At 31.7% G+C, this 22,203-nt stretch carries 15 protein-coding genes and 1 other RNA gene; 5 read left to right on the forward strand and 11 right to left on the reverse strand.

Features of this window, described 5'->3' with window-relative positions; translation table 11 throughout:
* Nucleotides 1-2: 2 nt before the first annotated feature.
* A complete protein-coding gene (locus tag GQR97_RS12870) occupies nt 3-977 on the forward strand; it encodes a type IX secretion system membrane protein PorP/SprF (protein ID WP_158849024.1) in 975 nt (324 codons plus the stop codon).
* A gap of 71 nt (nt 978-1,048) precedes the next feature.
* A complete protein-coding gene (locus tag GQR97_RS12875; RefSeq protein ID WP_158849026.1) occupies nt 1,049-2,191 on the forward strand; it encodes an MFS transporter in 1,143 nt (380 codons plus the stop codon).
* 74 nt (nt 2,192-2,265) lie between these two features.
* Here the strand turns inward: GQR97_RS12875 and GQR97_RS12880 are convergent, their stop codons facing one another.
* Nucleotides 2,266-3,300, reverse strand: a complete 1,035-nt coding sequence (locus GQR97_RS12880) for a glutaminyl-peptide cyclotransferase (protein ID WP_158849028.1) — start codon at nt 3,298-3,300, stop codon at nt 2,266-2,268.
* 88 nt (nt 3,301-3,388) lie between these two features.
* Here GQR97_RS12880 and ffs point away from each other — a divergent pair.
* Nucleotides 3,389-3,487, forward strand: an RNA gene (gene ffs / locus GQR97_RS12885) — signal recognition particle sRNA small type.
* 150 nt (nt 3,488-3,637) lie between these two features.
* Nucleotides 3,638-4,441: an SDR family oxidoreductase gene (locus GQR97_RS12890; protein ID WP_158849030.1), complete on the forward strand. Its 804-nt coding sequence runs from the start codon at nt 3,638-3,640 to the stop codon at nt 4,439-4,441.
* Nucleotides 4,442-4,447: 6 nt separating this feature from the next.
* Here the strand turns inward: GQR97_RS12890 and GQR97_RS12895 are convergent, their stop codons facing one another.
* Nucleotides 4,448-5,872 carry a TlpA family protein disulfide reductase gene (locus tag GQR97_RS12895; RefSeq protein WP_158849032.1) on the reverse strand — a complete coding sequence of 475 codons (1,425 nt, stop codon included), beginning with the start codon at nt 5,870-5,872 and terminating at the stop codon, nt 4,448-4,450.
* A 194-nt stretch (nt 5,873-6,066) separates the two neighbouring features.
* On the opposite strand from GQR97_RS12895, the gene GQR97_RS12900 reads away from it, so the two are divergent.
* Nucleotides 6,067-7,692, forward strand: coding sequence for an ABC-F family ATP-binding cassette domain-containing protein (locus GQR97_RS12900; RefSeq protein WP_158849034.1), 1,626 nt, complete (start codon nt 6,067-6,069; stop codon nt 7,690-7,692).
* A gap of 298 nt (nt 7,693-7,990) precedes the next feature.
* Here GQR97_RS12900 and GQR97_RS12905 read toward each other — a convergent pair whose 3' ends face one another.
* The 9 genes from GQR97_RS12905 to GQR97_RS12945 form a co-directional block, all read right to left on the reverse strand.
* On the reverse strand, nt 7,991-8,272 hold the full coding sequence (locus GQR97_RS12905) for a DUF2007 domain-containing protein (RefSeq protein ID WP_158849036.1): 282 nt from the start codon (nt 8,270-8,272) through the stop codon (nt 7,991-7,993).
* A 113-nt stretch (nt 8,273-8,385) separates the two neighbouring features.
* Nucleotides 8,386-8,622, reverse strand: coding sequence for a putative signal transducing protein (locus tag GQR97_RS12910; RefSeq protein ID WP_158849038.1), 237 nt, complete (start codon nt 8,620-8,622; stop codon nt 8,386-8,388).
* A 97-nt stretch (nt 8,623-8,719) separates the two neighbouring features.
* Nucleotides 8,720-11,146 (reverse strand): phenylalanine--tRNA ligase subunit beta, encoded by a 2,427-nt coding sequence (pheT, locus tag GQR97_RS12915; protein WP_158849040.1) that lies wholly within the window; start codon nt 11,144-11,146, stop codon nt 8,720-8,722.
* 104 nt (nt 11,147-11,250) lie between these two features.
* A complete protein-coding gene (locus tag GQR97_RS12920; protein ID WP_158849042.1) occupies nt 11,251-11,739 on the reverse strand; it encodes a hypothetical protein in 489 nt (162 codons plus the stop codon).
* Nucleotides 11,740-11,915: 176 nt separating this feature from the next.
* A complete protein-coding gene (locus tag GQR97_RS12925; RefSeq protein ID WP_158849044.1) occupies nt 11,916-14,327 on the reverse strand; it encodes a thiamine pyrophosphate-dependent enzyme in 2,412 nt (803 codons plus the stop codon).
* Between the two features lie 162 nt (nt 14,328-14,489).
* Nucleotides 14,490-17,321, reverse strand: a complete 2,832-nt coding sequence (locus GQR97_RS12930; RefSeq protein WP_158849046.1) for a metalloprotease — start codon at nt 17,319-17,321, stop codon at nt 14,490-14,492.
* A gap of 294 nt (nt 17,322-17,615) precedes the next feature.
* Nucleotides 17,616-18,305, reverse strand: coding sequence for a TIGR00730 family Rossman fold protein (locus GQR97_RS12935; RefSeq protein ID WP_158849048.1), 690 nt, complete (start codon nt 18,303-18,305; stop codon nt 17,616-17,618).
* An 86-nt stretch (nt 18,306-18,391) separates the two neighbouring features.
* Nucleotides 18,392-21,232: an excinuclease ABC subunit UvrA gene (gene uvrA, locus GQR97_RS12940; RefSeq protein ID WP_158849050.1), complete on the reverse strand. Its 2,841-nt coding sequence runs from the start codon at nt 21,230-21,232 to the stop codon at nt 18,392-18,394.
* A gap of 162 nt (nt 21,233-21,394) precedes the next feature.
* Nucleotides 21,395-22,129: a hypothetical protein gene (locus GQR97_RS12945; protein WP_158849052.1), complete on the reverse strand. Its 735-nt coding sequence runs from the start codon at nt 22,127-22,129 to the stop codon at nt 21,395-21,397.
* Nucleotides 22,130-22,203: the final 74 nt, after the last annotated feature.

Here is a 22,203-nt window from a genome sequence, read left to right on the forward strand (position 1 = left end):
AAATGAAAAAAATATTAGTATATCTGCTTCTTATGGTTATGGCAAATGCTTATAGTCAAGAACTTAATTTACCTGTTTTTACACAACATTTAGCAGAAAATGATTTTGTAATATCTCCAACCTATGCTGGAATTGGTGATAACTTGAGAATTAGAGCCAACGGTTTAACACAGTGGGTAGGTATAAAAGATGCACCAGATAATCAATCTATTTATGCCGATTTTAGAATAGCCGATCGCTCTGGTGTAGGTGTTTCATTTTACAATGATAGAAATGGCTATACTATTCAAACTGGTGCTAAATTTTCATTTGCACATCACCTTATTTTAGATTATTATTCTAAGCAATATTTATCTTTTGGTATTTCTTTAAATCTGAATAATTTCAGAATTGATATTGATCAATTTAACACAACTATTGAGAACCCATCTTTAGATCCCTTTATTACCGATAATAGAAAAACATCAAATCAGAATTTCGATGTTGGTGCGTTATATAGAAATCACGGCTTCTTTTTAAGTTTTAATGCTAATAATGTTCTAGCCAAAGAGCTTGAAGATTTTAGAGAACTAGAACCTAATTTACTTTTAAACTATCAAATATATTCGGGATACACTTTTAGTGGGCCTAAGAAAAGTGGTTTAGAATTTGAGCCTTCCATTTTTTATCAAATGTTTGCAAGTGATAAACGTTCGGCAACCGATATCAACTTAAAAATGCGTAAATTTAGTAGAAACGAAGATTACTATTGGGCAGGAATTTCTTATCGTTTTCTGAATGACCAGTTAATGAAACCATTAAACATTGGACCTATGGCGGGTTTTAAAAAATCGCAATTCTATTTTGGGTATTCTTATCAAATTACAATGAATGGCTTATCATCTTATAACTCAGGAACGCATGTAATAACTGTTGGGTTCGACTTCTTACAAGGTATTAGTAATTGCCCCTGTACGCAAAGTGCTGTGCATAAGTAATGCTTAAATTATTGCATTTAAAATAAAATGTTACATTACTTTTGCAACTTCAAAAAGTAATATTTTTTTAAATGGAATTACGAGTAAAACAGCGCATTGCTTTAAGCGTTTACTTTTTTTTATCTGGGATTTGTTTTGCAACTTGGGCATCACGAATTCCAACTATAAAAACTTTTTTTAATTTAAATGAAGCGGAACTAGGTACCATACTTATTGCTATGCCAGTAAGTTCCTTGATTGGTTTGCCTATTTCTGGCTGGCTAGTTTCTAAATTCGATAGTCGTATTCCATTAATATTTGCCTTTGTTTGTTTTTCAATATCATTGGCTATGATTGGTTTTGCAACAACCACATTAGGATTGATTTTGTCAATTTCTAGTTTTGCTTTTTGTTTACGAATTTTGAATATTTCGATTAACACACAATCCATTACCTTACAGAAAAAATTTGAAAAGCGGGTAGTAGGAGCTTTTCACGGACTTTGGAGCACAGGTGGCTTGTTTGGTGTGTTATATTCAACTATCATGGTTAAGTTTAAAGTGCCTATCCATATTCATTTATTAAGTATAGCCATTTTTGCAATATTTGTAGCTTTGGCAACCTATAGGTATACTTTAAAAAATGATAAAGCACCTTCTGGAAATAAATTAATAGTAAGCAAGCCTGATCCTTACATTATGTGTTTAGGGTTAATTGTGTTTTTTGCAGCCATTTGCGAAGGTGGTATGTTCGATTGGAGTGGTGTCTATTTTAAAGAAGTTTTAAAAGAAGATGTTTTTACGTATGGCTATTTAATGTTTATGACTACTATGGCGTTGTCTCGTTTCTTCTCAGATAAATTAGTGACAAGAATAGGTGTTTTAAAAACGTATATTTTAAGTAGTTCTTTAGTTGTTATCGGGATATCTATGGCAGTACTATTTCCTAAGTTTTGGACCGCATTATTTGGGTTCTTTTTAGTTGGTTTTGGTACGGCTGCCTTTTTTCCTGTAACGATGTCTTTAGCAGGAAACTCTAAAAAGTATTCGCCAGGTATGGCTATTTCAATTATAACGACTTACGCTATTATAGGTATGCTTATTGGGCCACCGCTAATAGGTTATCTGGCACATGCTTTTGGATTAAGAAATGCCTTTATACTTTTCATTGTTGTTGGTTTATCATTTATTCCTGTAGCTTTTGGTCTTTTTAAATTTGAAGAAAAAGAAGCTTAAAACTGTTTATAAAAAAAAGTCAAAAAGAGATTTAACCATCTTTTTGACTTTCTAAGGAATAAACTATTAAGTTTTTATTTTTCCATTACCTCTACTTCAAATAATTTATCCCAGTGCTTACCTGTAACAAATATGGTTTTAGTTTTTGGATTGTAAGCAATGCCGTTTAAAACATCTAAACCTTCGTGTTGGGTTACTAGTTTCTTTAATGGAGAAAAGTCGATTACACCTATTACTGCACCGTTTTTTGGGTTAATAATAGCTACACCATCTTTTTGGTAACGGTTAGCGAAAATGTTATCATCAATCCATTCCATTTCATTAATACCAATAATTTTACCTTTATTGGTAAACACTTGTATGTAGCCTTCTTCAACTAAAGTTTCAGGATTTAATAACCATATTTTTTCGGTACCATCGCTTTTATAAATCGATTTCTCATTATGTGTTAAACCCCAACCTTCTTTACTATTAGCGTATTTAAAGCTGTCTAATTTTTCGAATGTATTTACATCGTAAACAAAACCAGTTCCTTTTTGCCAAGTTAATTGATAAATTTTATCATTTAAAACTGTTAATCCTTCACCAAAAAACTCATCGGCTAAATTGATGTTTTTAAGAATTTCTCCTGTTTTATAGTCTACTTTTCTAAGTTTAGATTCTTTATTTTGGCCAGTGCTTTCATATAATGTATCATTATAAAACTCTAAACCTTGTGTATAAGATGTAATATCGTGTGGGTATTCGTTTAAAATTTTATAGGTGAATATTTTTGGTGATTCATCATTCAAAATAGTAACGGAAGTATTTATACTTTGTTTCTCACCATTATAATAAACTGTAGCTTCAATAGTTTGTTTACCTAATTTAAAATTGCTTAAAGCTGTATTATTTTCAATTCGCTTACCGTTTAAAGTATAGGAAACAGAATCAATTTTATGACTTTTTTTATTTTCTAAAGAAAGTTTTAAGGTCTTATTTACTGAAATATTCCCTTTTTCAGCGTTCGTTATAACGTTGAAATCATTTTTTTTTAGTCCGTTATTAGATCCGCAAGCAATAATTAGTGTGCTTAAAAATATGATTATTAAGTGTTTGAATGTTTTCATTTCGAGCTTTAAATTTTAAGCAAGATATTTATTTAAAATCAGTTAAAAAAAATATTGTGAATTTTTTAAAAGGTTGTATATTTGCACCCGGCAAGTCCTACACAACTAGCTCCTGTTGAATCCTCCAGGGCGGGAACGCAGCAAAGGTAAATGGTCGTAGCAGTGTGATGTAGGTAGCTTGCCTTTTTTTTTACAATAAACTGAAATCTTGAAAGCTTAGGCTTATCGAGATTTTTTAGTTTTATATTGTATCTTCTTTATAAAACAATTTTAATAATTTAAGTGGTATATTAAAATTCATTATTAATTTTACATTTTTAATTTTCATACAAAAAGCATGTCTAAAGTTGTATTAATCACAGGAGGTTCTTCGGGAATAGGTAAATCTATTGGCGAGTTTTTAAAAACTAACGGATTTATTGTTTACGGAACCAGTAGAAATCCGGAGAAATACAAGGGTAGTAAATTTCCTATTTTGGCTTTAGATGTAAAGGATAATCAAACTATTGAAGAAACAGTTGCTACAATAATTGCAAATGAAGGCAAGTTAGATGTGGTAATTAATAACGCTGGCGCGGGAATTACAGGTCCAATTGAAGAAATTCCAGATGTTGAAATCAAGAATAATTTCGATACTAATTTTTTCGGACCTATTAATGTAATAAAAGCCGTTTTGCCCCAAATGCGCGTACAAAATTCGGGTTTAATTATTAATGTAACATCTATTGCTGGTTATATGGGGTTACCGTATCGTGGTGTTTATAGTGCGAGTAAAGGCGCCTTAGAATTGATAACAGAAGCGTTTAGAATGGAGTTGAAAGATTTCAATATTAAAATGACTAATGTAGCACCTGGCGATTTTGCAACCAATATTGCTGCAGGACGCTATCATGCACCATTACTAGAAAATTCACCTTACAAAAAACCTTACGGTGAAACTTTAAGTTTAATGGACTCTCATGTTGATGGAGGAAGTGATCCTAATGAAATGGCAAAGGCTGTTTTTAGTATAATAAACTCCAAAAACCCTAAAATACATTATAAAGTTGGTGCGTTTATGCAGAAGTTTTCAATTGTCTTAAAACGAATTCTTCCAGATGCGGTCTATGAAAAAATGCTTATGAATCACTATAAGCTTTAGGCTAAATTATTTTTTGAGTAGGCCAAGAAGTTGATCTTCAAACTTGCTATAAAAAATATTAGTATTGCCGTTAGATATCGTTTTGTTTTTATTTATTATGAAGGTTTTAGTTACTGGATGAATAGCTAAAGCTTCCGATGCTAATTTTGGCGATTTAAAAAAGTATTCGTTTCCACTAACAAAGCCATTAGATTGTAATAGGCGTCTTGCTTTATTTACATTATAATTATCAATATTGATACTTATAAAAGTTACTTCTGGATATTTTGCTTTTAAACTTTTTAGTTTATGATGGCTGGTTTTAAAATGATCGTAATACATATTAGACCAAAACGTAATTACCGTTGGTCCTTTTACTATGTCACTAAGTTCTTGAGAGTTGTTTCTGTAATCTACAATATCAAGAGGCGGTAGCTTATTTCCTTTATCTAATTTACTAACAGCCTCGGCATAATTAATAATCATTTGTTTGCCTTTCTCATTTTCTGTTTTGGCTAAATAATTTTTAAGAATGGTATTTGTTTCTTTCGTATCATGACTTAACGAAAGAAATTTAACGGTGTAATGATAAAGTAATTCTTCTTTTAAACTTTTATCAGAAATTAAACTATCTATTTGTTTAAGTCGATCTAAGTTAAAACAAAGCGAACGACCTCTTTTAAAATCAAATTTATTACAATGTGCTAAGTGTTCGTTTAAAGCCAAATTACTTATGTTCGATTTTAAAAACCATTTATAAGTAACAAAGTCTCTTAATTTAGAATTATTGTAATCAATATCTTTTCTATAGGCATAAAAATCTTTAGGAAGCGTTTTATATATTTTTTCAATTTCAGTTCTATTGCTTCTAAAAGGATAAGTTTCTTTACTAGCGTAGTAGGAAAAATTGATATGTTCTAAAATTAAATTCTCAAAAGTTTTACTAACATCATTTTTCTTTTTAAATTTTTTAAATTTAGCAAGTTGTGCTTGTTTTATCGAGTCTAATTTAGCAGTAAACTTTTCTGGATCGAGTGCTTTAAATCTTCTAACGGCTTGTTCTGTCTTTTTGTTTTCTAAAAACTCATTTAACAAAAAGTTATTTTGTTTTGCACCACGGCCAGTGTAAACTAAAGATTCATCAAAATCGAATGTGTTTAATCTAAAAAGTAAACTGTCGTTAGGTTCAAGAATTATCATTTGATATTCACTACCATGTTTAAAAGTGTATAAACCTGGGTGCAAATTATTAATTTTATATATAAACCTATTTCTACCGTCAAGTTTTATAGTGTCAATAATTTTATTCCTACTTTCTAAAATAATGGTATTTTCAATAGGATTTACAATTTCCCCTCCAATATATGCAAAGCCATCACTCAGGTCGTGAGCGTTATTTTTACAGCCTGATATTAAAAGTGTAATTGATAATATTGAAAATAATATTCTCATATAAAGTCTTGGTTTTTGCAAAGTATCTACAGAACAAAAATATGCCTTGTTTTCATAATCTGCTGTTAATGCGTTGTTAAATGTTATTTAGACTAATAATGGATTAAAGCTTTAACACTGCAAAAATTAGAGCTTCTAAGTTTCTTCTTACCAATGTATTTTTTTACTTTTGCAAAAAAAATAAACAACCTTTTATGTTATCAGTTTCAAATCTTTCTGTTCAATTCGGAAAACGTATTCTATTTGATGAAGTAAGCACGACCTTTAATAATGGCAATTGCTATGGAATCATTGGTGCAAATGGATCTGGGAAATCTACATTTTTAAAGATTATCTCAGGTAAAATGGAGCCAACTTCTGGACATGTTTCCTTAGAGGCAGGTAAGCGTATGTCGGTTTTAGAGCAAAACCACAACCTTTATGATGAGAGTACGGTTTTAGAAACTATTTTAATGGGTAATAAACCATTATTTGATATTAAAACTGAAATTGATGCACTTTATGCTGATTATACAGACGAAAATGCTGAGAAAATAGGAGAACTTCAGGTTAGGTTTGAAGAAATGGATGGTTGGAATGCTGATAGTAATGCCGCTTCTATGTTATCTAACTTGGGTATTAAGGAAGAATTTCATTATACTTTAATGGCCGATTTGGATGGTAAACAAAAAGTGCGTGTATTATTAGCACAAGCTTTATTTGGAAATCCAGATGTACTAATTATGGATGAGCCTACCAATGATTTGGATTACGAAACAATTTCTTGGTTAGAAAACTTTTTGGCCAATTATGATAATTGTGTAATTGTTGTATCGCATGATAGACACTTTTTAGATGCCGTTTGTACGCATATTTCTGATATTGATTTCGGAAAAATTAACCATTATTCTGGTAACTATACTTTCTGGTACGAGTCGTCTCAATTAGCAGCTCGCCAACATGCACAACAAAACAAAAAGGCTGAAGAGAAAAAGAAAGAGTTAGAAGAATTTATTCGTCGTTTTTCTGCAAATGTTGCAAAAAGTAAACAAGCAACAAGTAGAAAAAAGATGATTGAAAAATTAAATATTGGAGATATTAGACGTACAAGTCGTCGTTATCCAGCTATTATTTTTGATCGCGATAGAGAAGCAGGCGATCAAATTTTAAATATAGAAGGTTTAACAGCTTCACTTGAAGGCGAAATGCTTTTTAAAAATATTGATTTAAACTTGGCAAAAGGAGATAAAGTGGTTGTGTTTTCTAGAGATTCTAGAGCAACAACGGCATTTTATCAAATTATAAATAATAATGAAAAAGCTGATTCTGGTGAGTTTGCTTGGGGTGTAACAACTACACAATCTTATTTACCTCTTGATAATAGTGAGTTTTTTGAAAATGATTTAAGTTTAGTAGATTGGCTACGTCAATGGGCTACAACCGAAGAAGAACGTGAAGAAGTACATATTCGTGGTTTTCTAGGTAAAATGATTTTTAGTGGAGAAGAAGCGCTTAAAAAATCGAATGTACTTTCGGGAGGAGAAAAAGTGCGTTGTATGCTTAGTAGAATGATGATGGTGCGTGCAAATGTGCTAATGCTTGATGAGCCAACAAATCATTTAGATCTGGAAAGTATTACAGCTTTTAACAATTCGCTTAAAAACTTTAAAGGTACTATGTTGTTTACAACACACGATCATGAGTTTGCGCAAACTGTTGGTAATAGAGTAGTGGAGTTAACTCCAAACGGTGTTATAGATCGTTACACCACTTTTGATGAATATATGCAAGACAAAAAAATAAAGGAATTACGTGATAAAATGTACACCGTAAAAGCTTAATATATTGCTTTAAATTTACTAAAGTATTTATTTAAATTTTTGCTTGGCAATTATACAATTTTAAAAAAAGGGTTATTGAAATTAGTTTTCAACAACCCTTTTTTATTTTGCTTGAAAACGATCTCTTTAAATATTTCAAGCTTATGGTAAAAAAAAAGGACTTCGCTAAAAGTCCTTTCATTGTGGTAGATCGTGCAGATTTTAATTTGTTGTACTTAAAATCAGTGTTTTTTTTGAGTTTAGTTTGTTTTGTTATAAAATAATAATTTTAAAAACTAACTAGTAAATTAATTAAGTATTAAGCATAATTCCTACGTATTGGTTTGCTATTAGAATTGTTTTGAACCAATTTAGAAGTGTTTTTACCCATTAAATGATCAATAACATCAGTAGCGCGTTCAAGTTCGTCTTTGTGTACTAGAATGTCTTGTAAGGTCTGATTTAAATCACCAGGATAATTAATACGCTCAAACTTCGATTTGGCTCTAATTACTGCACAAATATTAAGTGCTGCTAAGTCATTAAAAACACGTTGTACATCGTTGAGATTTCCGGTAAATACTTTAATGTAGTTTTTCATTGTAGTTTGTTTTTAAAAGTTTATTCCTACAAGATAATAAATAAAGTAATCAAAATAAAGAGTTAAAGCGTTAAAAATCAGTTAAGTTTTTGCGTGTGCGCCAACACTTTTTTTTAAGGCTCTATTTCTAAATTTATACCTTCAATAATTGACGTCGCTTTTTCTAGCTCATCCTTATGTACATAAATTTCTTGAAGGCCTTGTATAGCCGAGCCAAATCCAGCTAGTCTTCCAGATTCTGTTTCATCTTTTATTACAGCTGTAATGTTCTCATTTTCTAAATCTGAAACAATACGTTGTACAACAATAAAGTCTCCAGAGAAAACTTTTATATAGTTTGAATTTGTCATAATAAATTTTAGTTTAATGTTCTAACTAAATATACAACATTTTTAAACACAAAAAAAGCCGGCCATGGCCGACTTTTAATTTTTAACACGTGTTTAACTATCTTAATTCCGCACCAAGTTGTCTTTCAAAACTCGATTTCAATTTGTTCATTATTTTATCAATTTGTTTATCGGTTAACGTTTTGTTTTCATCTTGAAGAGTAAAACTCACTGCGTAACTCTTTTTGCCTGTTGGAAGGTTTTTACCTTGGTAAACATCAAAAAGGTTAACCGATTTTAGTAATTGCTTTTCACTTTGTTTTGCCAATTTATAAATAGACTCAAAGGTTACATTGTCATCCAATAATAAAGCGAAATCACGCTTTACTTCAGGATATTTGGTAATGGCTTTAAAAGTAATTTTATTGCGTTTAACAACATCTAAAATAGCATCCCAGTTAAAGTCTGCAAAAATAACATCTTGGCTAATGTCAAAATGCTTTAAAACTTGATTTTTAACTAATCCAAAATCCACTAAAGTAGTTTTTCCTAAACCTAGGCTTATTCCTTCACTTATTAAATCGTTTTTAGTTGGCGCTTCGCTAAATCTAGAAATGCCTAAACGTTCTAAAAGAGAGATAATACTCCCTTTCATAAAGAAGAAATCACTTTTTTCGCTAGATGAAATCCAGTTATCTTGTGATTGATTTCCCGTTGAAAATACAGCTAGATGTTTAAATTCTTCGCGCTTATCTTGGTAACCATGGTAGGTTTTTCCGAATTCGAATAATTTTAAATCACCACGTTTTCTATTGATGTTGAATGATACAGCCTCTAAACCTGAAAATAATAGCGATTGGCGCATAACCGACAAATCGTTACTTAAAGGGTTTAGCATGGTAATATTGTGTTCTTCTTTTAATTGTTCACTTAAAGCAGCGTAATTTGGCGTTGTAAGTGAGTTTGATAGTATTTCGAAAAACCCTTGCGAAGCCAATTGATTTCCTGTAATATTTTGAATTTTATAATCCTCAAAACGTGATGTAGGAGAAATAGAAGCGTTTAGTTTTTCGGTAGTTTTTACGTTATTGTAACCGTAAACACGCAAAATTTCTTCTATAATATCTGCTTCACGCTGCACATCGTTTCGGTATGCAGGCACCGTTAAACCTAACCCAGTTTCTGTAACATTGTTTATTTTTATATCTAAAGAAGATAAAATACGTTTTATAGTTTCCTTCGGAATTTCCTCTCCAATTAATTTTTCAGCATTATCGAAACTTAATCTAACTTCGAAATCTTGAATTTTCTTTGGATAGAAATCAATAATATCACTAGTAATTTCCCCACCAGCTAATTCCTGAATTAATAAAGTTGCGCGTTTTAAAGCATATTCCGTAATGTTTGGATCAATGCCACGTTCAAATCTAAAAGAAGCGTCAGTATTTAAAGCGTGTCTTTTTGCCGTTTTACGAACACTTACTGGATTAAAATAAGCACTTTCTAAAAAGATACTTGTAGTATGTTCTGAAACTCCAGAGTTTAATCCGCCAAAAACACCAGCAATACACATTGGTTTTTCAGCATCACAAATCATTAGGTCATCTTCGTGTAATTCACGTTCTACACCATCTAAAGTGATAAATTTTGTTCCAGCTTCTAAGGTTTTAACTTCAACTTTATTACCCGATATTTTTGCTGCATCAAAAGCGTGTAGTGGTTGCCCTAATTCATGTAAAACATAATTAGTAGCATCAACAATATTATTTATTGGGCTTAGTCCAATCGCTTTTAAGCGGTGTTGCAACCAAGCTGGAGATTCTTTTACTTTTATACCAGAAATAGTAACGCCACAGTAGCGTGGTGCTAATTCCTTATTATGCACATCGATATCCATTTTTAGGGTGCGGTTTTCAACGTGAAAGGCACTTACCGATGGTGTAATAAGTTCTAAGTTTATGTCTTTTTGGATTAGTCCAGCTTTTAAATCACGGGCTGTTCCAAAATGACTCATGGCATCGGCACGGTTTGGTGTTAATCCAATTTCAAAAACTTGATCGTTTTCAATTTCGAAAATATCTGCTGCAGGCGTACCAACTTCTAATGTTTCATCTAAAACTAAAATACCGTCGTGTCCTTTTCCTAAGCCAAGTTCATCTTCAGCACAAATCATCCCGAAACTTTCTTCACCTCTAATTTTACCTTTTTTAATGGTCCAAGCTTCTCCTTCTTCCGAGTATAAAGTGGTTCCAATAGTAGCAACAGGTACTTTTTGTCCGGCAGCAACATTGGGAGCGCCACAAACAATTTGTACAGGTCCATCTAAACCAATATTTACAGTAGTAATGTTTAGTTTATCGGCGTTTGGGTGTTTTACACAAGTTAAAACCTCACCAACTACAACACCTTCTAATCCGCCTTTTACAGATTGATAGGCTTCAATGCCTTCAACTTCAAGTCCTAAATCGGTAAGTAATTCGCTGGTTTGTTCTGGAGTCCAATCTGTTTTTAAAAATTGCTTTAGCCAGTTATATGAAATCTTCATAAATCGTTTTCGTATTAAGCGAACAAAGATAAATTATTGTGCTAAGCTTTCAAACAAAGGGATGTGAATTGTTTTATGAAAATGTGATATTGTTTTGGTTAAGTTTAATCATTTTTACAATCCTTCAATCCTTCAATCATCTCATTAAAATCATATTGTAAATCTTCATGTAAACCCGATATTATCTTTTTCACCATAAGTAATTGACGATCATAGAGATTTACCAATTGTGTGCTGCGCTTGATGCTTGGTGAAAAATTTTTTAATGTTTGGCAGAAATAGATAAGTAGTTCGGCTTCGGTTTCTTTTTTCTGTGAATAACGCACAAACTTTTTTACATTTCTAAGAATTTTTCGAACAGATTTTCTAATATAAAAAAAGCTATCTCTGTTTATGGTTTCAAACTCATTGTCTATGTATGTTTTTACAGATTGAATATAGTCGTCTTCATGAGCCGATTCGAATAATAAATAGGTGAGGAGTTCTTTGTTTTCTTTTTTAAAGCGTGATAACCTAAGGCAAAGTGCTATTAACTCTTCGTTGGATTGATGTTGTAATTCTTTTTTAATAGCGACTGCCGAAACTGCTTTCATTTAGAAATAAATTAGATTTTAAATTTAATAAAATAATATGGGTTTCCACAAGCTTAGCCAGACAAAGTAATTTAGACTTGCTTTTATTGAAAAGTAATTTTAATATGAAAAAAGAAAGGTTTTGACAGGAGAAACCCGGCAAAACCTTTTTTAATTATTTTTTATAATGAACTGAATTATCTCAATTTAGGGAAATTTGCAGGATTACTTTCATGCATAACATCATAAATAGCTTCAAAAATATCTTCAGCTGAAGGTTTTGAAAAATAATCACCATCATTTCCGTAAGCTGGTCTATGGGCTTTTGCAGTTAATGTTTTTGGTGCACTATCTAAATATTGAAAAGCATTTTGCTTGATTAAAATTTCGTCTAAAATATATGCAGATGCACCACCTGGAACATCTTCATCTATAATCATGACGCGATTAGTTTTTGCTATACTTTTTACAATATCATGGTTTAAATCGAATGGAATTAATGATTGTACATCAATAATTTCTACGTTAATACCAAGAGCCATAAGGTCTTTCGCTGTTTGCTGAACTATTCTTAGAGTAGAACCATAAGATATTAAAGTAATATCTGTACCTTCTTTAACAGTTTCAACAACTCCAATAGGTGTTTTAATAGCACTTAAATTGTTTGGCATTTTTTCTTTTAAACGGTATCCATTTAAACATTCTACAACAATTGCAGGATCATCTCCATTTAATAATGTGTTATAAAAACCGGCGGCTTTAGTCATGTTTCGTGGTACCAATAAGTGCACACCTTTAACTAGGTTTAAAATACCACCCATCGGTGATCCCGAATGCCAGATACCTTCAAGTCTGTGTCCTCGAGTTCGTATAATTAACGGTGCTTTTTGCTTTCCTTTGGTACGGTAATGCAGAGTAGCTAAATCGTCACTAATAATTTGAAGTGCGTATAAAATATAATCTAAATACTGAATTTCTGCAATAGGGCGTAAGCCACGTAATGACATGCCGATACCTTGACCAATAATTGTTGCTTCACGAATTCCTGTATCGGCAACTCGTAATTCACCATACTTTTCTTGTAAGCCTTCTAAACCTTGGTTTACATCTCCAATCTTTCCTGTGTCTTCACCAAAAACTAAAACTTCTGGGTGATTGCTTAGAATATAATCGAAATTATCACGAATAATAATACGGCCATCTACTAATTCTGCTTCGTCTGGATAAGTTGGCTTAATTTCTTTTATTCTTATGTTTGCACGTTGCGTTTCCGAATATAAATGCGAACTAAAGTTGTGTTGTGTTTTGTTTATATTGGAATTTATCCAATTGGCAAGAGTCGTTTTTTCAGTATTAGTTTCACCAAGTGTTAGGCGAAGTGTTTTTCTAGCCGTGGATAAAATATCTTTTCTAGTTGGCTCGGTTATACCTTCTAAATCGCTAGCTAATTTTGAGATAAAAACACGGTTGGCACTTTTTGATGCCACTTGCTTTAAAATATTAATTATCTCAAGTTGTTCTTTTTTTATTGGTCTTAAAAAAGTATTCCAAGCATTCTTTTTGGCATCACGTACATTTCTTTTTGCTGTACGTTCTATTTCTACTAAAGCTTCGTTGGTTGCAATACCGCTTTCAATAATCCATTCACGCATTTTGGCATTACAATCGTGGTTGTTTTCCCATTCTAAACGTTCTGCATTTTTATAGCGCTCATGCGATCCTGAAGTAGAATGACCTTGTGGTTGCGTTAATTCGGTAACGTGAATTAAAACAGGTACATGTTCTTCTCTAGCAATCTTAGCTGCCTCTTGGTAGGTTTCCATTAAATTAGGATAATCCCAACCTTTTACTCTAAGGATTTCGTATCCTTTTTCATCTTTATTACGTTGAAACCCTTTTAAAATTTCAGAAATATTTTCTTTAGTGGTTTGGTGTTTGGCATGTACGGAAATTCCGTATTCATCATCCCAAACGCTAATAACCATAGGTACTTGTAATACACCTGCTGCATTTATGGTTTCAAAAAATAATCCCTCACTTGTACTTGCGTTACCAATAGTACCCCAAGCAACTTCATTTCCTTTAACCGAAAAATTATTGGTGTTAATATCTTTTACATTTCGGAATATTTTAGAAGCCTGAGCTAATCCTAATAAACGAGGCATTTGCCCTGAGGTAGGAGAAATATCTGCACTAGAATTATACTGTTCTGTTAGGTTTTTCCAACTCCCATTGTCATTTAAACTGTGAGTAACAAAATGACCACCCATTTGGCGTCCGGCAGACATAGGTTCCAATTCTAAATTAGTGTTGGCGTATAAACCTGCAAAAAACTGTTCGTTGGTTAACGCACCAATAGCCATCATAAAAGTTTGATCGCGATAATATCCTGATCTCCAATCACCTTTTAAAAAGGCTTTTGCCATGGCTAATTGTGGAACTTCTTTTCCATCTCCAAAAATTCCAAATTTGGCCTTTCCTGTTAAAACTTCTCGGCGACCTAATAAACTACATTCTCGACTCACCACAGCAATTTTGTAGTCGTTTAAAACTTCTGTTTTAAAATCTTCGAAAGAGAGGTTGTTGGTAACGTCTGGAATTGTCTGCATATTGTATAGAATACTTTTTGCAAAAGTAATCAATCTTAGTGATTTTTACAATATTATAGTGCGTTAAAAAACTGTTATTAATTTTGTTAAATACTGTTTTATCTTGTTTTTGTTGATTTTTTCGTATTAGTAATTATGTATTACTGATAATTCTATAAAAAATTAAAACCAACGACGTCTAAATAAGCCAAGAAGAGCTTGTGGGTCTAAAGTGAATTTAAACCTGATTTTTTGGTCGTAATGGGGTTGACCAATTTCCCATCCAAGATTGGAGTAAAGTGGAAGGTAAATTTCGAAATAGTCGGTAACTAAATTAATTCGAACACCCGAATCGTATACAAAATGTGCATCGCGGTGTTTGTTTTTAACTAAACCAATATCACCATATAGTAAAACGTAATTCCAAAGCGTTGTACTTGTGTTTATGGTAGAAATCCATTGGTTTGCAAACGGAGTATCTAGTTTAGATTTAAAGCCTCCTTCGGCTTCTATGTATTGTTGACTGAATATACCTGATGCTTCCGAACGCCCTAAATAAGAATAGTCGAATAAATAATCTGACGGTCGGTCTAGAGCAAAACTAAAATAGTTAGTATTGGTAGGTATATTATTTTTAATAAAAGCACCAGTAAAAAAACGAATATTTAACTGTCTATTGTTTTCAAATAATCTTCTGTATTCATAATTAAAAGCAAGCTTACTAAAGTTTTTAGCAACTTGAAAATCGGAATACCAACTGCTATATTTTATAAGATTGTTGTTCGATTTGGTATAACGTGCATTAAAAACAGAGTAATTTGGTTCTGAGTTCGTTAATATATTATTAAGGTCTTGGTCTCTATTAATATCCAAATATCTTAAATTAAGGGATCCCCGTTTATTAGATCTTAAATCGGAGTGTTCTCTAAAACTCAATGAAATAGATGGTTGAATTTTACTCACAAATAAATCTTCTGCATAAGATTTGTAACTTCCGGATATACCGTAGTTTATAGCATACAAGTTTCTGTTTTCAAAATAATGTGTTTTATACGCAGAAGCTCCACCAGTAAAAGTTTTCGATTTAATGGCATATTGAGGTTCTATACTATAATTAAATAATTTTCTTAAAACTGTTTTGTTGTAGGCTCTTATTCCAAGTGTAAGCCCGTCGTAAATATTATTAAATTCTACAACAGGCATAAAAAATACCTGATTGTAATGCGGATCTTCAATATCTTGAAATAGTCTAAATTGTAAAGGTTTGTTATTAAAAAAGAAGCCTTTTAGTGATTTCCAATTATCCCTTAAGTTGTTCTCCGGAATACTATTTTCGTAATTTAAAGCTAATTTATTAGCGCCATTTCTTGGTAAAGTAATGGTTTTAATACCCGAGATGTTTTCTAACCAAGTTTTAGAAATAATACTATCATTATTTAAAGCATAAAGAGAAACAGGCATGCTGTTATTTCTCTTGTTTTTAATAGTTAACGTAATAGAATCTTCTGTTTTTGTTACTTTTTTTATTTTGAAATCTATTTTTTTTCGAGTGGATATATATTCAGAAAAAAACCAATCTATATCTTTATCTGTGTTTGATTTTAAAAGAGCTTCAAAAGCTTTAGTATTGGTTGGTTTTAACTTGTTTGTTTTTAAAAACGATTTAATACTATTTTCAACTACATCACCATTTACAAACTCATCTAAATATTTAAGTCCAATTCCTGCCTTATATTTATTGGCGATATTTTTATTAAATTTTAAAAGAGAATCCTTTGCCATAGTTAAAGGTTGATCTCTGTTTGTTCTAGCCATAAGCATGTAAGCTAGTGTATATTTATCGTTAAACTTCATATCGGCTGCATGAAAAGGGCGAATGGCCCAAAAATTACTCAGGCTACCTAAGAATTTCATGTTAGGATAATACTCATCTACGTAATTTATAGTATAATAAGTTTGAATGCCATCTATTAACCATTGCTCTTTTCTAGGGTTTAGTAATAGTGTATTTTCTAAATAATTATGTAATATTAGTTTTAATAATTTCAATTCGTATTGAAAATTATCGGGATAAGGTTTTATGAAATTTGGTAAAAAATTAAGTCCATAAACGGGGTCTTTGGCATAATCTATTTCAGTAATTAATAGTCTTTCATGTGGATATGCACCAAAGGTTTTTAGTAAGAAATCGGAAACTTTTTCGGTAATTAAAATCTTATCAATAATTTCTAAATCATCATCTTTTATATTTGAAATTAGAGAAAAATCGTCACTTTTAATAGCTTTGAAAGTAGATTGCTTGGTTAAAAATAGTTTGGTGTTAATTCTATCTTCTCCTCCTAATTTTATGGTTTTTATATCATTTTGTTGCGCCGTTTCTAACACATCTAATTCCGAAGTTATTGTATAACTCTCTGGGTATTCAATCTCTAAAGTAACGTCGGCTTTAGGTATATATAGATCATCTAAATCTTTATTACTGTAATATTGCCATTTACCATCGTAAACTGCTGGTGTAATATACCAATAGCGTAGATTGAAATCACCAAAATCTGTAATTCCATAACTTGTAAATTTGCTGTTAGGGACTTGCACACGGTATTCTAGATCAATAGTGTAAGCAGTGTGGGGTTCGAGCGCCTTAACAAGCTTAACCTCTAAAATATCCATTTGGTTTTTAACGCGCGAAAAGTTTAAAACAGCATCATTTTGTTTTATAGAAGTTACTACGGAATAACCGCGATCTTCATTTTTAGCTAAATGAAAATCATTTTTATATTCGTCTGCAATTCGTATTGCTAGAGGTGTTTTTTTTGTAGAATAACTGTTGCTCCAGTCGTTTAGATAAATCGTTTTTAATGTATCTTCCGTAGTATTATGATATGTAATAGATTGTACAATTATAATAGATTTATTCTCAATGTCAAACTTGGCTTTTAAGTCAATTTTATTCTGACTAAAACCTGAAAAGCATATTGAAGAAAACACGAAAAAAAATAAAAATTGTAACTTCAAATTATTTTAGCATTAATAGGGTTTATAGCACTTAAGGTGTTGCAATATAATAAAATAACGTGGCTTAAAAATAAAACTTTTAAGTTTAACTAAATTTATTAAAAAATGAGTTTGGTTGTTCTTTAAGAGTTGGTTTCTATGAGTTGTCTTTTATTTAAATTAAGTAACTCATGAATGTGATAATTTAGTTAAAACTCTATCTATATTATTTAGATTTAATAATATAGATAGAGTTTTAATCTATAACGTTAAGATTATCTCCAAACTAGTTATATTAACTTGATTCAATGGTTGTTAAAAATTAGGAGTTAACCTAGATTCTTGATAAAACTTATCAAGTATAGTAATCACTTCATCTTCAGTATCTACTAAATGAATCAAGTCTAAATCCTTTGGGCTAATATTTCCAAAAGAGCCTAAAAGTGTTGTTTTTACCCAATCAATTAAACCTTCCCAGAAATCGGTACCAACAAGAATTATTGGGAATTTTCCAATTTTATGTGTTTGTATTAATGTAATGGCTTCAAATAATTCATCTAAAGTTCCAAATCCACCTGGCATGACAACAAAGCCTTGGGAATACTTAACGAACATTACTTTTCTAACAAAGAAATAATCGAAATCTAAACTTTTATCATTATCAATATAAGGGTTATCGTGTTGCTCAAAAGGTAATTCAATATTTAAACCAACAGAGGTTCCGCCACCTAAATGAGCACCTTTGTTTCCCGCTTCCATTATTCCAGGGCCACCACCAGTTATAACACCGTAACCATGTTCAACAATTTTTCCTGCAACTTTTTCAGCTAGTTTGTAATATTTATCTTCTGGTTTAGTACGTGCCGATCCAAAAATAGAAACACAAGGTCCTATTTTACTCATTTTTTCATATCCATTAACAAACTCGCCCATTATTTTAAAAATGGCCCAAGAATCGTTTGTTTTCTTTTCATTCCAACCTTTTGGGTGTTGCTCTTTTTTCATACTTCTTATTCTGTTTAAAATATTTTTAAATTTATTTGTTTTTGAAGTGTCTCTTTTAAAAACAGAGAATCACTTCTTGAGTTTTATTATTTACTATTTTCAAGTTCCAACCTTAGAAATTTAGCTGTGTAACTCTTTTTATGCTTAGCAACAACTTCGGGAGTACCTTCTACAATAACCTTACCGCCACCTTTTCCGCCCTCGTAACCAATGTCAATAATATAATCAACGGTTTTTATAACGTCTAAATTATGCTCAATAATTAAAACGGTATTTCCTTTATCTGCTAATTTATTTAAAACAATCATTAATACTCTAATATCTTCAAAATGAAGTCCTGTTGTAGGTTCGTCAAGAATATAAAAAGTGTTTCCTGTATCTCTTTTGGATAGTTCTGTGGCGAGTTTTATACGTTGTGCTTCTCCTCCAGAAAGCGTAGTACTTTGTTGGCCTAAAGTGATATAGCCTAAACCAACATCTTGAATAGTTTTTACTTTTCTGTATATTTTAGGAATGTGTTCAAAGAAGTCTACAGCTTCATTAATAGTCATGTTTAAAACATCACTAATAGATTTGCCTTTATAGCGAATTTCTAGTGTTTCTCGATTAAAACGTTTGCCTTGGCAGGTTTCACATTCTACATAGACATCCGGAAGGAAATTCATTTCAATAACTCGTAAACCACCACCTTGGCAAGTTTCACAACGTCCACCTTTAACATTAAAACTAAAACGTCCAGCTTTGTAACCGCGAATCATAGCTTCCGGGATTTTTGCAAATAAAGCTCTGATTTCGCTAAACGTTCCTGTGTAAGTAACAGGGTTACTTCGAGGTGTTCTTCCAATAGGTGACTGATTGATATCAATTACTTTATCAATATGCTCTAAGCCTTTTATGCTTTTATAGGGCATTGGTTTTTTAACTCCATTAAAATAATAGGCGTTTAAAATAGGGTAGAGGGTCTCGTTTATTAGAGTAGATTTACCGCTACCAGAAACTCCAGTAACACCAATCATTTTTCCTAAGGGAAGTTTTATTGAAACGTTTTTTAAATTATTTCCTGTACAGCCTTTAAGTTCTAAGAAATTCCCATTGCCTTCTCTGCGTTTTTTAGGGATTTCAATTTCTTTTTTACCGTTTAAATAATCGGCTGTTAACGTATCGTGAGTTTTTAATTCTTCGGGAGTTCCGATGCTAATAATATTTCCGCCATGTTTTCCCGCTTTCGGACCAATATCAATCACGTAATCGGCGCGTTCGATCATGTCTTTATCATGTTCAACAACAATTACGGAGTTGCCAATATCCCTTAAGGATTCCAATGAATTTATCAGTTTTTCATTATCACGTTGGTGTAAACCAATACTAGGTTCATCTAAAATATAAAGTACACCAACAAGTTGCGATCCAATTTGAGTAGCTAACCTGATACGTTGTGCCTCACCACCCGAAAGCGATTTGGAACTTCTGTTTAATGATAAATAATTTAAACCAACATCGAGTAAAAACTGTAATCTGGTTTTAATTTCTTTTATAACTTCTTCGGCAATTTTTAATTGTTTATCCGAAAGATGCTCGTTTAAATTTTTAAACCATTCAGATAATTCAACAATATCACTATTGGCCAATTCTGCAATATTTTTATTGTTTATTTTAAAATAAAGCGATTCTTTTTTTAAACGAGAACCTTCGCAAACAGGACATGTAATTTTGTCCATATAATCTTTTGCCCAACGTTTTAAAGAAGTCGATTCGGCTGTTTTATATTGATTTTCAATAAAATTAGCAACACCTTCAAAATCTATTTTGTAATCACGAGTTACGCCTAATGTTTTACTTTCTACTGAAAATTTATCGTTACCACCATACATAATAATTTGTTTGGCTTCCTTTGGAATATCTTTGTAGGCATCGGTTAATTTAAAGTTGAAACGTTTTGCAATAGTTTCAAACTGTTTAAATATCCAAGAGTTTTTTTCAGGACCATGTGGTGCTAAAGCTCCGTTTTTAATAGAAAGGCTATCGTCGGGAACAATTTTACTTTCGTTAACCTGATAAAGTTCTCCAATACCATTACAATTATCGCAAGCGCCTTTTGGTGAGTTGAACGAAAAATTATTTGGTTCTGGATTTGGATAAGAAATTCCCGAAGTAGGGCACATTAAACTTCTGCTAAAATATCGTGCTTCCTGAGTGTCTTGGTCAATAACCAAAAGCACATCTTCGCCATGATACATGGCTGTATTTATGGTTTCTGTTAAGCGTTTATCGTTATCTGCAGTATCGTCAATCTTCAATCTATCGATAACAATTTCAATATCATGCATTTTGTAACGATCGAGTTTCATACCTTTTACAAGGTCTTTTATTTTGCCATCGGTACGTACTTTTACAAAACCTTGTTTCGCAATTTGTTCAAAAAGTTCACGATAATGTCCTTTTCTAGAGCGAACAACTGGTGCTAAGATATTAATGCGTTTTCCGTTAAAATCTTTTAAAATAAGCGCTTTAATTTGCTCATCACTATAGCTTACCATTTTGTCGCCTGTGTTGTAGCTGTAAGCATCACTAGCACGCGCAAAAAGCAAACGCATAAAATCGTAAATCTCTGTAATAGTACCAACCGTAGATCGTGGCGATTTACTAGTGGTTTTTTGTTCTATAGCAATTACGGGAGAGAGGCCATCTATTTTATCAACATCGGGGCGTTCTAATCCTCCTAAAAATTGTCGGGCATAAGCTGAAAAGGTTTCAATATATCGACGTTGACCTTCGGCATAAATAGTATCAAAAGCTAACGACGATTTTCCACTCCCCGATAACCCTGTAATAACAACAAGTTTTTCTCTAGGAATAGAAACGTCTATATTTTTAAGGTTGTGAACACGCGCTCCTTTTACTTCAATAAAATCATCAAATTGGCTCATAAATTGGCAAAAAGGCAAAGTTACGATTTTAGATGTTAAAACCTTGTGAAGATTAATTCGAGATTTATTACCATTAAATAAATGGAATTAAGAAGTTTTTTTTAGTTTAAAATTATCGTATTTGTCTTAAAATTAATGATTTGTTGTTATCCATGAGGTATTTTATTCTGAAGTTTTTAAGTGATCAATCTCCAAACCTAAAAACAAAAGTTGATGAAACGTGGGTAAAAGAGCTCCTGTTTCTGTCGTTTTCCAATCCCTCCAGGAGGCCTCTAAACCATCTATTGGTAAAATTGAAGTCCACATTTTAAATGCGGTTGGTTTAAAATTATCGTCTAGTAACCATAAATATGAATCTCCAGGAGTTGAGCCACCGGAGTTATAAGTAATTAAAAGTCCCGATTTGTTATTTGTCAATTTTACTAAGCGACGTTCGGTACCAGAATCGAAAACCTTGTATGGTGCTACAACCCAAAAGGAATCGTTATTAAAATAATTAAGGGCTTTTTCTTTAAGTTCATCGGCAATTTCGTTATCCGTAACAAAACCGTGAATATAGGCTTTGCTTAAGCTGAGATTGTTTAAATCAAGGGCTACTCTGTAGTCTTTCCAAAATACATCACATTTATTTTCGTTCTTTTGCCATTTAAAATGATGTCTATTCTTAAACGTCCACTCAATATAATCTGTGTTTTTGTATGCTTCGAAATCTAAGGCTCTAAGCATGTTTTTTGCTAATTCATCGGCTTGTTTACCTTTAGTACCTGTTGGTAATTCTTCATTATATTTAAAATATAAAAAACCGAAAAGGAGTAACGTAGGTAGTGTTAAGAATATTATTATTCCTGTTACTATTTTTAGTATTCTTTTTGGTGTAAGTTTTTTTCTTTTTCTCATTAGGTTTATTTGAAAAGATTACACAAATTTAAGTTATTTATATTTCAGAAATAAATTAAAAAACGCATGAACTT

Source organism: Algibacter sp. L1A34 (genome assembly GCF_009796805.1).
Classification (GTDB): Bacteria; Bacteroidota; Bacteroidia; order Flavobacteriales; family Flavobacteriaceae; genus Algibacter.

Bases quoted from the DNA above. Each gene is read 5' to 3' on its own strand.
- GQR97_RS12870 (WP_158849024.1), top strand. From the start codon at position 3: ATGAAAAAAATATTAGTATATCTGCTTCTTATGGTTATGGCAAATGCT.
- GQR97_RS12875 (WP_158849026.1), top strand. From the start codon at position 1,049: ATGGAATTACGAGTAAAACAGCGCATTGCTTTAAGCGTTTACTTTTTT.
- GQR97_RS12880 (WP_158849028.1), bottom strand. From the start codon at position 3,300: ATGAAAACATTCAAACACTTAATAATCATATTTTTAAGCACACTAATT.
- GQR97_RS12890 (WP_158849030.1), top strand. From the start codon at position 3,638: ATGTCTAAAGTTGTATTAATCACAGGAGGTTCTTCGGGAATAGGTAAA.
- GQR97_RS12895 (WP_158849032.1), bottom strand. From the start codon at position 5,872: ATGAGAATATTATTTTCAATATTATCAATTACACTTTTAATATCAGGC.
- GQR97_RS12900 (WP_158849034.1), top strand. From the start codon at position 6,067: ATGTTATCAGTTTCAAATCTTTCTGTTCAATTCGGAAAACGTATTCTA.
- GQR97_RS12905 (WP_158849036.1), bottom strand. From the start codon at position 8,272: ATGAAAAACTACATTAAAGTATTTACCGGAAATCTCAACGATGTACAA.
- GQR97_RS12910 (WP_158849038.1), bottom strand. From the start codon at position 8,622: ATGACAAATTCAAACTATATAAAAGTTTTCTCTGGAGACTTTATTGTT.
- pheT (WP_158849040.1), bottom strand. From the start codon at position 11,146: ATGAAGATTTCATATAACTGGCTAAAGCAATTTTTAAAAACAGATTGG.
- GQR97_RS12920 (WP_158849042.1), bottom strand. From the start codon at position 11,739: ATGAAAGCAGTTTCGGCAGTCGCTATTAAAAAAGAATTACAACATCAA.
- GQR97_RS12925 (WP_158849044.1), bottom strand. From the start codon at position 14,327: ATGCAGACAATTCCAGACGTTACCAACAACCTCTCTTTCGAAGATTTT.
- GQR97_RS12935 (WP_158849048.1), bottom strand. From the start codon at position 18,305: ATGAAAAAAGAGCAACACCCAAAAGGTTGGAATGAAAAGAAAACAAAC.
- uvrA (WP_158849050.1), bottom strand. From the start codon at position 21,232: ATGAGCCAATTTGATGATTTTATTGAAGTAAAAGGAGCGCGTGTTCAC.
- GQR97_RS12945 (WP_158849052.1), bottom strand. From the start codon at position 22,129: ATGAGAAAAAGAAAAAAACTTACACCAAAAAGAATACTAAAAATAGTA.